The sequence below is a fragment of the Paeniglutamicibacter antarcticus genome (assembly GCF_039544305.1).
Classification (GTDB): Bacteria; Actinomycetota; Actinomycetes; order Actinomycetales; family Micrococcaceae; genus Paeniglutamicibacter; species Paeniglutamicibacter antarcticus_C.
On record NZ_BAABLK010000016.1, the window covers coordinates 25,702 to 41,377 of the forward strand.

The window sequence follows — 15,676 nt, forward strand, 5'->3', positions numbered from 1 at the left end:
TTTCCATGCGGTTGATATATCAGCTGGCGACAACTTTTGGTTGTTGTGGAGAACCCCCAAGGGAGAAGTGAAGTACATGGCACTGAGGACGAATACCAGAGCGCACCTGGAGACCACCGAGAAGACCAGCGTCCTGCGCGTTCTCACCTACGCGGGGGCAATCATTGCATTCCTTATCGGTTCCGGATTCGCCACCGGCCAAGAGATCATGCAGTATTTCACTTCCTACGGATACTGGGGCGTCTTCGGTACCGGGCTTCTGGTTCTCGTCCTGATGACATACGTGGCCGTTGAGTTCTTCGTGGTCGGCCAGAAGAAGAAGTTTGATCGACCTTCGCGAATCTTCCACTACTACTGCGGGAAGCACCTGGGCACGTTCTTCGATTTCTTCTCGATCTTGTTCGTGTTCCTTAGCTTCACCGTCATGGTTGCCGGCGCAGGCGCGGTCTTCGAGGAGCATTACGGCCTGTCGAAGTACATCGGGGGCGTCGGGTTGGCGCTGGCCGTAGCGATCAGCGTGTGGTTCGGGTTGAAGAACCTGGTCGATGTCATTGGTAAGATCGGCCCGCTGATCGTCGTGGTCGCGGTTGCGCTCGGGATCCTGGGCATCCTGCGCAATCCCGGCGGAATCGCCGAGGGAAATGCCTTGCTTCCCAGTCTTGAGCTGACGCAGGCCTCCACCAGCTGGTTCATGGCCGGCCTGTCCTACGTCGGTTTCTGCATGTTGTGGCTCGCGGCATTCTTGACTGCGCTCGGCAAGACGGCGCGGAGCCGCAAGGAAGCAGCCGCCGGCGGAATGCTTGGCGCCGTCGCCTTCTCGGTGGCATGCATCATCGTGGGACTGGGCCTGCTCGCGAACATCGTTCGGGTCGGCGGAACCGAGATCCCGATGCTTGTCCTGGCGAAGGACATGAGCCCCGTGCTTGCCGCCGGTATCTCAGTCATGGTCATTGCCGGCATCTACACGACTGCCGTCCCCTTGCTGTGGACGGTCTCTTCGCGGTTCTTTGCTGATAAGACGCTGCGGTTCAAGTACCTGACCATTGCCTTGGCCGCGATCGGGACATTGATCGGTTTGATCCTGCCTTTCTCAAAAATGGTCAACATCGTCTACGTCGTCAACGGCTACGTAGGGATCCTGCTGCTGGTCATGATGTTGGTCAAGACCGGTACGCGATTGGCCCGACGCCAGCAGATCTAGCAAGTGCGGGGCGGGCCAACAGGGCCGCCCCACACTTCTCCCCAAAAGCTCAAACCCGTCACTTCCGACTGAGGCGCTTGGGTTCGATCTTTGGAAAGAAGTTGACTTCTTCCCGTACCATGAAAATGTGAGCACCCCCACGTGGAACCGGCCCGCATTGCCGGAGAAGAGCGTCTTGTCAACTGCCGACACCGAGGAACTCGATGTCATTTCCCTTGGTCGGCGGATCCGCCACCTGCGCAAGGCCAAGTCGATGACCCTTGACGACCTGTCGCAGGCCGTGGGAACGGCACCGAGCCAGCTCTCGCTGATGGAAAACGGGAAGCGCGAACCCAAGCTGAGCATGCTCAAAGCGCTGGCCGGGATCTTCGAGGTCGGGCTCGAGGAACTGCTCGGGGCGGCACCGGCCACCCGGCGAGCGGCCCTGGAGATCGAACTGGAACGTGCCCAGCGCGGTCCGCTCTACCAGGCGCTTGGCTTGCCCAAGGTGCGGATTTCCTCGCGATTGCCCATGGATGTCCTCGAGTCCCTGGTCGGGCTGCAAGGCGAGTTGGAGCGACGCCTCAACGAGCAGTCGGCCACCCCGGAGGAAGCCCGGCGGGCCAACGCAGAGCTACGCGGGGAAATGCGCGAACGCAACAACTACTACCCGGAGATCGAAAAGGAAGCCTCCAACGTGCTCAGGGCCATTGGCCACGCGGCCGGTCCGCTTTCGCACCACGAGGTCGCCGACATCGCCTCGCACCTGGGCTTCTCGCTGCACAACGTCTCGGACCTGCCGCACTCCACCCGCTCGGTCACCGACCTGAAGAACATGCGCGTGTATCTCACCCAGTCCGAGCGCTCCGAGCATTCCACCCGTTCTGTGCTGCTGCAGGCGTTCGGGCACCACGTGCTAGGGCACGCCCCGCCGTCGGACTACGCCGAGTTCCTGCGCCAACGCGTTGCCACCAACTACTTCGCCGCCGCATTGATGATGCCGCAGAAGGCCACCGTCGAATTCCTGCAGCGCGCCAAGAGCGCCCGCGAACTTGCCGTTGAAGATATCCGCGACGCGTTCGCCGTGTCCTACGAGACTGCTGCACACCGCTTTACGAACCTGGCCACGGAGCACCTGGGCATCACCGTGCACTTCCAGAAGGTCCACGAGTCCGGCATCATCCACAAGGCCTACGAAAACGACGGGGTAAACTTCCCGATGGACCACATCGGCGCCATCGAGGGCCAGACGGTGTGCCGGCACTGGACCAGCCGTGAGGTCTTTGACGTGCCGGACCAGTTCAGCGCCTACAACCAGTACACCGACACCACCGTGGGCACCTTCTGGTGCACTGCGCGCACCGAGCGCTCCAACACCGGGAAGTTCTCGCTGAGCATCGGGGTGCCATACGTGCACGTGAAATGGTTCCGTGGACGCGACACCACCGAGCGCTCCGCCTCTACCTGTCCCGATGAATCGTGCTGCCGGCGACCGCCCTTGGCGCTGCAGCGGGCTTGGGCCGGCCAAGCCTGGCCCAGTGCCCGCGCCCAGACCCACTTGCTCGCGGCCATGCCCCAGGGCGCCTTCCCTGGCGTGGACGAAACCGAAGTGTATTCCTTCCTGGCCCAGCACTCAGGCGACAAGCAGTGAGCTGCGTCATAGAGGCGTCATCCTTTCCTTGGGACGGGCAATGCTGATAGGCATGTGAAGCAGGAAGCGAGCTTTGCCAGATACCCAACGGAGGGACCACTGAAATGAAGTATGTCGTCGGATGCACGGAAGACAAGCGCGGACGAGAGGCCATTTCGCTGGCCCTTGCCCTCTCCAAGTCCCTGGCCGACCCGGCGCAGGCCGAGCTGGAACTGGTCCACATCATCAGGGGCTCGGCCCCGGAGGATGCGGGATCGCACAGTGAGCGCGTCTACCAGGAATTCCTTGCGCAAACCGCGCAAACGTGGATGGAGCGCGCACTGGCCCTGGTCCCTTCTGGCATGAACGCACGCACCCACATCCGTTTCGCCGGGTCGATGGCCGAGGGGCTGCTCGAGGCGGTCTCCGCATTCAAGGCTGACCTTGTGGTCGTGGGCGCCGCCAGCGCCGGTCCCTTCAGGCGCTTTACCGTCGGTTCCGTGGCCAACGCACTGCTGCACTCCTCCCCGGTCCCGGTGGCGTTGGCGCCTTCCGGGTACCTGCCGCCGCGCGAGATCACCAGGATCACCGCAGCGCTGGGAACCCGGGCCGGCGCCGATTCGGTGCTCGAGGTCGCTGTGGATTCCGCGGCAGCCCGCCACGTTCCGCTGCGCCTGATCTCCCTAGTGGCGCTGGACAAGGACTCGCACCACGGGGATTCGGGGCAGTGGGCACGCGCCCACGCAAACTCCACCCTTGAACGTGCCATTGAAGGGGTCCACAGCCGCACGGTAGTCACTGCGGACGTCGCCCAAGGGCGATCGATCGAGGCCGCCATCGAGACACTGGAATGGGACGACTCGGAAATCGTGGTGATCGGTTCCAGCCGGCTGGCCGAACGCAGCCGCATTTTCCTGGGTTCCACCGCCAACAAGATGCTCCGTGCCCTGCCAGTGCCCATGGTTGTGGTCCCACGGTTCCACGTCCCGGCAACCGCGTCCCAGGGACCGGGACGCTTCTAGGGTCGCACCCGGCACAACGCCATGATCGAAGATGACCAACAGCTGCCACAAAACGCCTACGCCCGGGTCATGGCGCCGATCGCCGTGAGCGTTGATTCGGGCAAACCGCTGTACAGGCAGCTGCGCGAGGCACTGGAAAGCCAGATCATCGCCGGATCGCTCCCGCCGAACCTGCCGTTGCCCTCGTCCCGGGAGCTGGCGCGGGAGCTGGGTCTCTCGCGCAACACCGTGAATGCCGCCTACCAGGAACTGCTGGCCTCGGGTGTCATCGAGTCGCATTCGCGCCGCGGTTTTTTCATCAATACGCAGATGCTGCGCGGGGCCCAGCCTTCGGGCGCCGAGGCGGGTGCCGGAACCTCGGTAGTCGACTGGTCCAGGCACATCCGTCCGCGCGAGGACGCGGGAATGCCGGAGATCACCAAGGTGCGCGACTGGCGCACCTATCCCTACCCGTTCGTGGCGGGGCAGGTCGATGAGCGCGACTTCCCGCGGCTGGGCTGGTCCCGGGCGCTTCGCGAGGCCCTTGACCCACCGCATCTTTTCTACTCGCTGCGCGACTCAGTGGACGAGGACGACCCGTTTCTGCTCGAGATGCTGTGCAAGCATGTGCTGCCGGCCCGCGGCATCTTGGTGCGCCCGGAGAACATCCTGATCACCGCGGGTTCCCAGCAGGGACTCGACCTGTTGGCGCAGACCATGATGGGCCGGGGCACCCTCGTGGGAGTGGAAGATCCCGGATATGTCGATGCCCGGCACACCTTTGCCCGCACTGGTGCAACACTGTGCCCGCTTCAAGTGGACGAGCACGGCCTGGTGCCACCGGTTTCGTTGGCGGACCTGGACCTGCTCTACCTGACACCCAGCCACCACAGCCCCAGCAACGTCACGCTCTCATCAAGCCGGCGACGGCAGATCCTGGAGGGCACCGCCGCGGGCGGAGCCCTGGTCATCGAGGACGACTACGACAGCGAGTTCCGCTATCGCGGCAAGCCGACCCCGGCGCTGAAAGCACTGCCGAATTCAGAACACGTCATCTACCTCGGGTCCTTCACCAAGTTCCTGGCCCCGGGGTTGCGCATGGGCTACCTGGTGGCCGAGGCCGAGTTGATCACCGAGCTGCGTAACCAGCGACGCTACAAGATCCGGCACATCGCCGGGCACCCGCAGCGGGCCATGGCGCTGTTGATCGAGTCGGGGCAGTACCGGCGCACGATCTCGCGCCGCCGCACGCAACTGGCGCGCAAGTGGCAAGTGCTCACCGAGGCGTTAGAGGAATTCGTTCCTTGGTCGGTCACCGCGCCCCCGGGTGGGGTGAGCATTTGGATCCGCGGACCCGAGGGGCTTGACTGCGTGGCGCTTGCTTCTGCCGCGCTGGAAGCAGGAATCGTCATCGAGCGCGGGGACGTCTTTTTCGATGACCCCGAGGCAAACCGCAACCACTTCAGGCTGGGCTTTGCAGCCATCAAGCTCGAGGCCATCCGCCCCGGCATCAAGGAGCTCGGCCGCGTCATCGCGGAACTCGACGGGTAGCCTCGCGCGGTAACCCGGACCGCGGTGGACCCAATCAATCGCGTGCGATCTGGATCTGGGCCGACAGCCCCGGGTACAGAACAGTGGAAGGTGACGCGCAGGCTCCTGCCTTCGCGTCCCGTAACGGTGCCGGCACCGGCAACATGGACAAGGGAGTCTTCGATGAACCAGGCCAACATGGACAAAACCATCTCGGACGCAGGGGCGCGAGGGAACGCCGGGTCCGTGCCGCAGCGGGCGGCCTACATTGAAACGGCTGCAATCACCGCCAACGTGCGGGCATTGCGGCGGGTTGCCTCCGGGGCCAAGCTCCTGGCTGTGCTCAAGGCAGATGGCTATGGGCATGGGATTGTTCCCGCGGCCCGGGCGGCACTGGATGGCGGGGCCGACTACCTGGGCACTGCAGTGCTCGAGGAGGCCTTTGCCGTGCGCGAAGCCGGGATCGAGGCCCCGCTCTTTTCCTGGCTCTCCGCTCCGGGGGCGCCCTATGCCCGGGCCGTCGAGGCGGACATCGAGTTGGCAGCGTATTCCCTGGGCCAGCTGCATGAAATCGCGGACGCCGGGAACCTGGTGTCCGCGGCGCCGCGGATCCACCTGAAGATCGACACCGGCATGTGGCGTGGCGGGGCAACCATCGCTGACTGGCCCGAGCTGTGTGCCGCGGCCCGGGAACTTGAGGTCGCCGGACGTATCAAGGTGGTGGGTATCTGGTCCCATCTGGCGTGCGCGGACGAGCCCGGCCACGCCTCGGTTGCGGCGCAGTTGGCGGTCTTCGAATCCGCGCTCTCCATCGCGCGTTCACTGGGCCTGGAGCCGGAGCTGCGGCACATCGCCAACTCGGCAGCGACCCTGGGAAACCCGGAGGCGCACTACGACATGGTCCGCCCCGGGATTGCCATCTACGGGGTGAACCCGCTGCCACAAGAAGCCCGGGAGACCTGCCCGCGGCTGCGTCCGGCCATGACCTTGGCCGCTGCGGTCGTCCAAACCAAGCGTGCCCCCGCGGGTGCAGGAATTTCATACGGCCACACCGAATCCACCTCCAAGGAGACCACCTTGGCGGTGGTCCCGCTGGGTTACGCAGACGGTGTTTTCCGCAGTGCCAGCTCGGTGGGGCCGGTGCAGGTCGGGGAGGGCCGCTACCGGGTGCTGGGCAGGGTCTGCATGGACCAGTTCGTGGTTGACGTGGGCGATGACGATGTCGTGGCCGGTGACCAGGTGCTTCTTTTCGGGCCAGGGGACTCGAAGGAGCCGCATGTGGAGGCTTGGGCTGCCGCGGCGGGGACCATTCCCTACGAGGTTTTGACCGGTGTGGGATCCAGGGTCCAGCGGATCTACTTGTAGGTAGGTTTCTGGTACCTAAAAAGGGACGCCGTTTTGGGTCTGGAAAAGGACCCAGCATAGGGGCAGAGTGATACCCACCACACCGCAACATCGGATGGTGCGGGGGCCGGCAGCGATGACGCGACAGGGCCCCTGAGACGAAAACTTTGAATTGGAGGGGTCTCGTGACCAACTCAGATATCCGCAATCGTGCGCAACGGCATCTCTACCCACACTTCACTACCGGCCAGGTGTGGAACGACCCGAACCTGCCCATCATCGTCCGGGGCGAGGGAAGCTACCTCTTTGACGAGGACGGCAACAAGTTCCTGGACGGATTGGCCGGACTCTTCTGCGCCAACATCGGCCATGGTCGCAAGGACATCCCCGCCGCAGCATACGAGCAGATGTCTAAGCTGGCCTTCTGGACCAACTGGGGTTCGGCGCACCCCGCGGCCGTCGACGCGGCCACCGCCATCGCCGAGCAGGCCCCCGGAGACCTGGACGTCGTCTTCTTCGTGAACTCGGGCTCCGAGGCCGTGGAATCGGCCATCAAGTTCGCCCGCCAGTACCACCGCGGCGAGGGCGAACCGGAGCGCACCAAGATTATCGCCCGCCACATGGCCTACCACGGCACCACCCTAGGCGCCCTGGCCGTCACCGGCATCCCAGCCTACAAGGAAGCCTTCGGCCCGTTGATGCCCGGGGTATTCCACGTGCCCAACACCTTGGGGGAAGTCATCCCCGAGGGCGGATCCGCCGCAGACCTGCCCTCCATCCAAGCCATCCGCGAGGTCATTGCCCGCGAAGGCGCGCACACCATTGCCGCGCTGTTCGCCGAGCCCGTGCAGAACTCACGCGGCGCCTTGGTTCCACCGCCGGGCTACTGGCAGGAACTACGCTCGATCTGTGACGAGCACGGGATCCTGCTGGTCGCCGACGAGGTCATCACCGGATTCGGCCGCTTGGGCGAATGGTTCGGCAGCATCAAATACGGTGTGGTCCCGGACATGATCACCTTCGCCAAGGGCGCCACCTCCGGCTACGCACCACTGGGAGGGGTGATCATCCGCAAGCCGTTGGCCGATGGCATGCTCGCCTCCCCGCAGGCCGGTGTCTTTACCCACGGCGCGACCTGGGGCGGGCACCCGGTGTCCACGGCGGTCGCGGTGGCGAACCTCAAGGCGCTGAAGGAAGAAAATGTCGTGGGCAACGTACGCAGCCTCGAGCCGTACTTCCAGAACGGCCTGGATTCGATCGTTTCGGCGCACAGCAGCATCAAGGAATACCGCGGCGCAGGGTTCTTCTACTCCATCGAGCTCATGGGCAACAGGGAAACCGGCCGCGAGCTCACCGCCGACGAGTCCAAGGCACTGCTCGGCCAGGTCATGCCCCAGGCCATGCGCGAGGTCAACCTCATCACCCGCCCGGACAACCGCGGCGCGACGATGCTGGTGCTCTCCCCGCCGCTGGTTGCCGACCAAGACGTACTCGATGACCTGCTGCACAAGGTCGACCATGTCATGGGAGCGGTGGACAGCTTCCTGAAGGCGCCCGCCGCACTGGCCTCGGCCTCGGCCTAGGACCCGGGAAAGGGAAATCCGCTCATGACCATCGCACCGGTGCGGCCCCAGGGGGTCGATGAAAACATGCTGGCCCGCTTCATGGCCCAGCACGTGCCAGGTGTCGGCGGGCCGCTGGTCCTGGCCGACGGCCAAGACGAGCGGGCCATCGCGGCGGCCGGGTTGCTGGGCGAGTTCGGTCTGGAAACCATCCTTGTTGGTGAGCGCGAGCGCATTGCGGCGATTGCGCTCACCGCGGGGGTTACCCTCACCGATTCCACCACCGTCATGGGCGTGGAAGAGCTGAGGGCAGGTCCCGCCGGGATCCACTTGGCGGGGGCCATCGAAGCCCTGGATCCGGCCAAGACCGCCGGTTGGATGGATGACCCGTTGTTCCTTGCCGTCGCCGCCGTGCCGGCGGGGCTGGCCTCGGCTGTTGTCGCGGGGGCTACCAGGCCTACCTCGGACGTGCTGCGTGCGGCGCTTCGGGTGGTGGGAACACCGCAAACCGGTGGAACCATTTCCTCCTCGTTTCTCATGAGGCTGAGCGATGGACGCTACATGGGGTACGGTGACTGCGCCGTGATTCCCGTACCCGATTCCACCCAGCTGGCGCACATCGCCATCGCAACGGCTCATACCTTCGCCACGTTGACGGGCCAGGAGCCGGCGGTGGCCATGCTGTCCTTTTCCACGGCCGGATCGGCGGAGCATGAGACTATCTCCACGGTGCGCACCGCAACGGCCTTGGCCAGGGCGGTCGACCCGACACTGATGATCGACGGGGAGTTGCAGTTCGATGCGGCCCTGGTTGCCTCGGTTGCCGAATCCAAGGCCCCGGACTCGATGGTGGCCGGCCACGCTAATGTCTTCATCTTTCCCAACTTGGCCGCGGGTAACATCGGGTACAAGATCACCCAACGTCTTGCCGGGGCCCAAGCCTATGGGCCGATCCTGCAAGGGTTGGCTGCACCGATCAACGATCTTTCACGCGGCGCGAGCGTCGCGGACATTGTCAATGTCTCCCTTATCAGCATGCTGCAATCTCACCAGACGTGACCAGGAACGGTTCCGCAGGTACCGTACTTCACACGGAATGACAATGCTGTCATCCCGCCTACCAACGAGGTTCCAATGAAAGCCAAACCAGATATGCCGGCACCACCAGTGAGTGGCCCATCGGGCCCAACTGCCCCAAATTACGAAGGCGATCAGCCGGAGCGCCTGCAAAGGACCCTTAAGGCCCACTGGGTCTGGGCCATTGCCCTGGGTTCGGCGGTCGGTTGGGGCGCCTTCATCCTTCCCACCGACTGGTTGGCGATGGGAGGCCCGCTCGGCGCGATCTCCGGGTTCATGATCGGCGGCGCACTGATGGTGCTCATCGCCGTCAGCTACGGATTCCTGATCAAGACCTTCCCTGTCTCCGGCGGCGAGCTGGCTTTCGCACTCGTCGGCTTCGGGAGGACCCACGCATTCTTCTGCGGCTGGTTCCTGACCCTTGGGTACATTTGCATCGTGGCGCTGAACGCCTCTGCGCTGGCGCTGCTGTTCCGCAAGATCATGCCCGACGTGGTCCAGCAGGGTTACCTGTATACGGTGGCCGGATGGGACGTCTACCTCGTAGAGGTGCTCATCTCGATGACTGCCCTTGCAGTGTTCGCCTACCTGAATATCCGAGGCACCGCGATCTCCGGACGCATACAGTTCATCGCCTGCGTCATAATGCTCATCGCTGTCGCCTGCATCCTGGTTGCCGTTCTGGCCAGCCCGGAAGCAGTCTTCTCCAACGTAACTCCGGCCTTCCCCGAGGGCGTGAACCCGATTGCCGCGATTGCCGCCATCGTGGCCATCGCACCTTGGGCGTTCATTGGCTTCGACAACGTGCCACAGGCAGCGGAGGAGTTCGACTTCCCGCCGTCCAAGGCCATGAAGCTAATCGTGCTGGCCTTGTTGGCTGCTGCGCTGCTTTACGGGGCAATGATCGCCGCGGTAGCCATGGCCGCCCCGTGGGAGGCGCTCGTTGCCGGGGATTCGGCCTGGGGCACCGCGGACGCGCTGACCGGGGTCATGGGAGGATCCGGATTGCTGCTGCTGACCATCGGCATCACCATGGGCGTGAGCACCGGCCTGAACGGGTTCTACGTTGCGGCAAGCCGCGTCCTGCTGGGCATGGGCCGGGCGCAGATGGTCCCGAAGATGTTCGCCCGACTGCACCCCAAGTACAAGACACCCTACGTGGGCATTATCTTCGTCGGCGCCATCTGCTTGATCAGCCCTTGGTTCGGTCGTGCCGCGTTGACCTGGGTCGTGGACATGTCCGCGGTCGGAGTGACCGTTGCCTACCTCTACACCTGCCTGTGCGCCTTCAGGATCTTCCGAACGTCCAAATCCCCGGAACTTCCGGGCGACCTCGAAGGGATCCACTCCACCTCGAAGAAGGTGCTTAGTGCGCTGGGCGCGGTCACCGCCCTGGTCTTCATGGCCCTGCTCCTCATCCCGGGCTCCCCGGGCGTGCTGGGCAAGGAATCCATGACGGCGCTGGCCGTTTGGACCCTGCTGGGCATCGTGTTCTTCCTGGTGCGCAGGAAGCACAACAAGACGCTGTCCAACGACCAGGTTGATATCCTCGTTTTGGGCGCACCGCGTCCCGAGGGCACCCGATTCAAGTCCTCCGTCCCTCGGTGATTGGGGATGCCTGAGAAACGGGCAGTCCAAGGATTCTAACCAAGGCAATGCTCGGGGTGCTTCCGCTGGATCCTTACCGGATACATCCGGTCCGGGTCTTGCGGGCTCACCCCGCTGCCACGACTTCACGAAGGAGCGAACTTTATGGCCCATCAAACACAGGAGCCTCTGGCGCAGCCCCCCGGTTCGCCCGCTCCCGCCCCGGCACCGGGCAAGACCAGCCCATGGATACGGAAGCACTGGGCCGGTTTGGCTGCCTGCGCCGTGGCCGTACCCTTGGCGTTCCTGGTTCATATGCTCATCCCCTCGATCCCGGTGATGACCACCGCGGTGGTGCTCGGGGTACTCTCGGCGAACATTCCCGGTCCCAGCAAGCTGGTGGCGGGCCCGTGGAAGGCGGGGCTCGGCTTCGCAGGCAAGAAGCTGATGCGGGCAGGGATCGTGTTGCTGGGCCTGAAGCTGAGCATTGTTGACGTCCTTGCGCTGGGCTGGGCCACCTTCGTGGTGGTCGTGGTGATCGTGCTGTTGGCCTTTGGGGGGACTTATCTGCTGGGCAAGGCTTTCCGCCTGCCTGGGGACCAACCTTTGATGATCGCCACGGGTTTCTCCATCTGCGGGGCCTCGGCCATCGGTGCGATGAGTGCGGTGCGCCGCTCCAAGGAGGAGGACACCGTGATCCCGGTGGCGCTGGTGACTCTCTGCGGTACCCTGGCCATCGCGGTGCTTCCCTTGCTCATGGGTCCATTGGGCCTAAGCCCGGAGGCCTTTGGCCAGTGGGTCGGAGCCTCCGTGCACGACGTGGGCCAGGTTGTTGCCACCGCGCAAACCGCCGGGGCCTCTGCCCTGGCCATCGCCATCGTCATCAAGCTCACCCGCGTCCTGACCCTGGCTCCCATGGTCGCCATTGCCGGGGTGATGAGCCGGCGGTCCAGCAAGGGCGGATCGGAGCAAGAGGGGCTGAAGCTGCCCCCGATCGTGCCGATGTTCATCATCGGGTTCGTTGCCCTGGTGGCCGTGCGCTCGATCTTCAACCTGCCGCCCGAGCTGCTGGACGCCGCAACGATCGTCCAGGACATCGTGCTTGCCGCCGCCCTCTTCGGACTCGGTTCCGCCGTGCGGATCCGCCAGCTCTTCCACTCGAAGGGCGTCTCGATCGTCATGGCACTGTGCTCGTGGGCGCTGATTGCCGGACTCGGTTACGCCGGGGTGCTGCTGCTGCAGATGTAGCAAGACGGCCGGGGGATGTGTCCCGGCCACCAGGAATGGGCGTGTGGGGCGGAAGGGTTTCCCCCCCCCACACGCCCATTGCTGTTTGACGTATGGCCGCCGCGGTGTTCGGCGAGTTCCTCCGGGGTGCACACGCGCCCCTTTGTTGTCAGGAGCCCAGCGGTTCGTTGCCCAACAAGGCTTCTTCGACGACGGTCGTCCGGCGGCGCAGAGCCTCGGCCACTGCCGCGACCGCGGGCTGGCGCAGCGAATCCGGTCTCAGCACCATCCAGTACGGTAGGCGTTCGGCGAAATCCTCGGGTAGCAGCCGCACCAGGTCCGGGTGGCGACCTGCCATGTAGCACGGCAGGAAGCCGATCCCGGCGCCGGCACGCGTGGCTTCGACATGGACAAAAACGTTGGTGGAACTCAGCGAATCCTGCATCCCGGGAACCAGCCGCCGCGGGGCATCCAAGTCATCGACCTGCAGCATCGAATCGACGAAATACACCAATCGGTGCTCGCCCAGTTCGGCCATGCTGGTGGGTGTGCCGAAGTCTTTAAGGTAGCGGCGCGAGGCGTACATCCCCAGCGTGTAATCGCCAAGCCGGATCGCTTCCGCCCGGTGGACCTGCGGTTCACCGACCACCACTTCCAGATCCAGCCCTGATCGGTGCTGCAGCGCCCGGCGGGTGACATTGACTATCTCCACGCTGAGGTTCTGGTGTTTGCGCCGCAGCTGCACAATCGCCGGAGCGATGATGAACGCGCTGAACCCGTCCGTGGCAGAGATGCGGACGACGCCGGAAATCCTGTCGGCTTCTTCCTCGCCTTCATTGATGGTGGCCACCGCGGCTTCCACGTCCTCTGCCGCCCGCACGGCCCGGCGGCCCAGGTCCGTCAGCTCCCAACCGCCCACGGTGCGGGCAAGTGCGCGGCCACCGAGGCTTTTCTCCAGCGCAGCGATCTGGCGTGAAACGGTGGTGTGGTTCAAGCCCAGGGCCTCGGCCGCGGTGGTGAACCTTCCGGTTCGTGCCACCGTCAGAAGAACCAGCAGGTGATGGGGATTCGGGGAAGCAGCAGTAAGGGGCGGAGGGTTCATATCTGCAATTAAGCAACCGAACTGTGCCAATTTGGGCATTGTTGCACAGCGTTGCAGTATCCATACTGGATAAAGCCGTCCTGTGAGGTGGCGCACAGATCCCCTACAGCGTCGATGTCAACGCCGACATCCGCAGAACAATAAGGAGCAAGCCCATGAGTTTCGTCAGATCGAATGAGGTCCCGAAGTCGGAGAAATCGGGGCTGAAAAAGATCGTGGCCGCCTCCATGGTGGGCACGGTGGTGGAATGGTACGAGTTCTTCTTATACGCCACCGCAGCCTCGCTGGTCTTCGGCAAGTTCTTCTTCCCCAACTCGGATACGGAACTGGACGGCATCATCGCCGCGTTCCTGACCTACGCGGTGGGATTCATCGCCCGTCCGCTAGGCGGCATCGTGTTTGGCCAGATCGGAGACAGGCTCGGGCGCAAGCACACGCTGCAGGTCACCATCATCATGGTCGGCGTGGCCACCTTCCTGATGGGCTGCCTGCCGGGCTTCAACGCCATTGGCTACTGGGCGCCTGCGCTACTGGTGATCCTGCGCTTCCTCCAGGGCTTCGCCGTGGGCGGCGAGTGGGGCGGAGCGGTCCTGCTGGTCGCCGAGCACAGCCCGAACGAATCGCGCGGCTTCTGGTCGAGCTGGCCCCAGGCCGCCGTGCCGGTGGGCAACCTGCTCGCCACCTTGGTGCTGCTGGGCATGTCATGGATCCTCCCGACCGAGCAGTTTTTGAGCTGGGGCTGGCGTGTGGCCTTCTGGGTCTCCGCACTGATCGTCATCATCGGCTACTACATCCGGACCCACGTTTCCGAGGCGCCGATCTTCCTTGAGGCCCGTGCCCAGGTGGAGGCCGACAAGGCAGTCCGCTACGGCGTGCTGGAGGTCGTGAAGAAGTACCCCAGGGGCATCTTCGGCGCCATGGGCCTGCGCTTTGCAGAGAACATCCTCTACTACATCATCGTCTCCTTCACCATCGTCTACCTGAAGACCGTGCACTCTTATGACACGAGCCAGCTGCTGCTGGCCCTGCTGGTGGCCCATATCATCCACTTCATCGTGATCCCCCAGGTCGGGCGGCTCTCGGATGCCTTCGGCCGCAAGCCGGTCTACCTTGCCGGTGCGGTGCTGGGAGCCAGCTGGGCGTTTTTTGCCTTCCCGATGTTTGACACGCGGAACCCGTTCATCATCATCGCTGCGGTCACCATCGGCCTGTGCTTCCACGCGCTGATGTATGCGGGCCAGCCGGCCATCATGGCCGAGATGTTCCCCACCCGCATGCGCTACTCAGGCGTCTCCCTGGGCTACCAGGTCACCTCGATCATCGCCGGCTCAATGGCGCCGATCATCGCTACCGCGTTGCTGCAGAACTACGGCTCCTGGCTGCCGGTGGCCATCTACGTGGCAGTGGCCTGTGCCATCACGGCCTTCGCGGTGATCACCCTGAAAGAGACCAAGGGCGTTTCCCTGCACGACATCGACGACGCCGATGCCCGCAAGCATGGGCTCACCACGGCCCGGGTCAACGCCTGAGCCGCTCCGCCGCCGGAACCAGAACCACCATGCTCCACGTAAGGGAAGAATCATGACCAACCAAGAAACCGAACCGATGAGCCGGAGTGCTTCCCAGCCGTTGGCGGGCAGACGGGCGCTGGTCACCGGCGGCGCCAGCGGTATAGGACTGGGCGTGGTTCACGCGCTGGCTGCCCGAGGCGCCCACGTCATCGTCGCGGACAAGGATGGGGCCGCGGCCGAGGCGGTGGCAACGGAAGCCGGCGGCTCAAGCTGGGTGGTCGATTTGCTGGATCCGGCCGCGGTTGCCGACGAGCGGCTGGATAAAGCGCTCGATGGGGTGGACATCCTCATCAACAATGCCGGGATCCAGCACATCAGCCCGATCCAGGACTTCAATCCGCAGGACTTCCGGCGGATCATGAACCTCATGTTGGAGGTCCCGTTTCTGTTGATCCGTGCGGCCCTACCGAATATGTATGCGCAGGGATTCGGTCGGATCATCAACCTTTCCTCGGTGCACGGGCTGCGCGCTTCGCCCTTCAAAGCGGCCTATGTCACCGCCAAGCACGGACTCGAAGGTCTGTCCAAGGTCACCGCGCTTGAAGGTGGCGAGCGCGGTGTGACCAGCAATTGCGTCAACCCCGGCTACGTGCGCACGGCACTGGTGCAAAAACAAGTGGCGGACCAGGCCCGGGTACACGGCATCCCCGAGGCCGAGGTGCTGGCCAAGATCATGTTGACGGAAAGCGCCATCAAGCGCCTGATCGAACCGGAGGAAGTGGCCTCCCTAGTGGCCTGGCTGGCCAGCGACGAAGCGTCCATGGTGACCGGTGCCAGCTACACGATGGACGGGGGCTGGTCCGCTCGCTAGCAAACGTCCTGATCGAGCCACTAGGCCGGGCCTGCACCAGGATGCGGATGGCTG

At 64.3% G+C, this 15,676-nt stretch carries 12 protein-coding genes; 11 read left to right on the forward strand and 1 reads right to left on the reverse strand.

From position 1 onward, the window contains the following. Nucleotides 1-76 precede the first annotated feature (76 nt). The 9 genes from ABEA12_RS04445 (at nt 77) to ABEA12_RS04485 (ending at nt 12,159) form a co-directional block, all read left to right on the forward strand. Nucleotides 77-1,201 carry a YkvI family membrane protein gene (locus ABEA12_RS04445; protein WP_210102083.1) on the forward strand — a complete coding sequence of 375 codons (1,125 nt, stop codon included), beginning with the start codon at nt 77-79 and terminating at the stop codon, nt 1,199-1,201. A 127-nt stretch (nt 1,202-1,328) separates the two neighbouring features. Beyond that, complete coding sequence (locus ABEA12_RS04450) at nt 1,329-2,831, forward strand: helix-turn-helix domain-containing protein (protein ID WP_425571731.1); 1,503 nt, start codon at nt 1,329-1,331, stop codon at nt 2,829-2,831. 104 nt (nt 2,832-2,935) lie between these two features. Further along, nucleotides 2,936-3,832, forward strand: a complete 897-nt coding sequence (locus ABEA12_RS04455) for a universal stress protein (protein ID WP_210102082.1) — start codon at nt 2,936-2,938, stop codon at nt 3,830-3,832. Nucleotides 3,833-3,853: 21 nt separating this feature from the next. Further along, complete coding sequence (gene pdxR / locus ABEA12_RS04460) at nt 3,854-5,362, forward strand: MocR-like pyridoxine biosynthesis transcription factor PdxR (RefSeq protein WP_210102081.1); 1,509 nt, start codon at nt 3,854-3,856, stop codon at nt 5,360-5,362. Nucleotides 5,363-5,524: 162 nt separating this feature from the next. Beyond that, entirely contained in the window at nt 5,525-6,706 is a 1,182-nt protein-coding gene (gene alr, locus ABEA12_RS04465) for an alanine racemase (RefSeq protein WP_210102080.1), read from the forward strand. Between the two features lie 164 nt (nt 6,707-6,870). Beyond that, a complete protein-coding gene (locus tag ABEA12_RS04470) occupies nt 6,871-8,268 on the forward strand; it encodes an aspartate aminotransferase family protein (RefSeq protein ID WP_210102079.1) in 1,398 nt (465 codons plus the stop codon). A 24-nt stretch (nt 8,269-8,292) separates the two neighbouring features. After that, a complete protein-coding gene (locus tag ABEA12_RS04475; protein WP_345466620.1) occupies nt 8,293-9,306 on the forward strand; it encodes a phosphotransacetylase in 1,014 nt (337 codons plus the stop codon). Nucleotides 9,307-9,381: 75 nt separating this feature from the next. Beyond that, the gene (locus ABEA12_RS04480) at nt 9,382-10,932 is read left to right on the forward strand and encodes an APC family permease (protein WP_345466623.1); all 1,551 of its coding nucleotides are present in this window, start codon (nt 9,382-9,384) and stop codon (nt 10,930-10,932) included. A gap of 144 nt (nt 10,933-11,076) precedes the next feature. Further along, complete coding sequence (locus tag ABEA12_RS04485; protein ID WP_210102078.1) at nt 11,077-12,159, forward strand: YeiH family protein; 1,083 nt, start codon at nt 11,077-11,079, stop codon at nt 12,157-12,159. Between the two features lie 148 nt (nt 12,160-12,307). On the opposite strand, the gene ABEA12_RS04490 is transcribed toward ABEA12_RS04485, so the two are convergent. Further along, nucleotides 12,308-13,240 (reverse strand): LysR family transcriptional regulator, encoded by a 933-nt coding sequence (locus tag ABEA12_RS04490; protein WP_345466626.1) that lies wholly within the window; start codon nt 13,238-13,240, stop codon nt 12,308-12,310. 155 nt (nt 13,241-13,395) lie between these two features. Between ABEA12_RS04490 and ABEA12_RS04495 the strand changes: the two genes are divergently transcribed. Both ABEA12_RS04495 and ABEA12_RS04500 read left to right on the forward strand, forming a co-directional pair. Beyond that, complete coding sequence (locus tag ABEA12_RS04495; RefSeq protein ID WP_210102076.1) at nt 13,396-14,769, forward strand: MFS transporter; 1,374 nt, start codon at nt 13,396-13,398, stop codon at nt 14,767-14,769. A 52-nt stretch (nt 14,770-14,821) separates the two neighbouring features. Continuing rightward, entirely contained in the window at nt 14,822-15,622 is an 801-nt protein-coding gene (locus ABEA12_RS04500; RefSeq protein ID WP_345466629.1) for a 3-hydroxybutyrate dehydrogenase, read from the forward strand. Nucleotides 15,623-15,676: the final 54 nt, after the last annotated feature.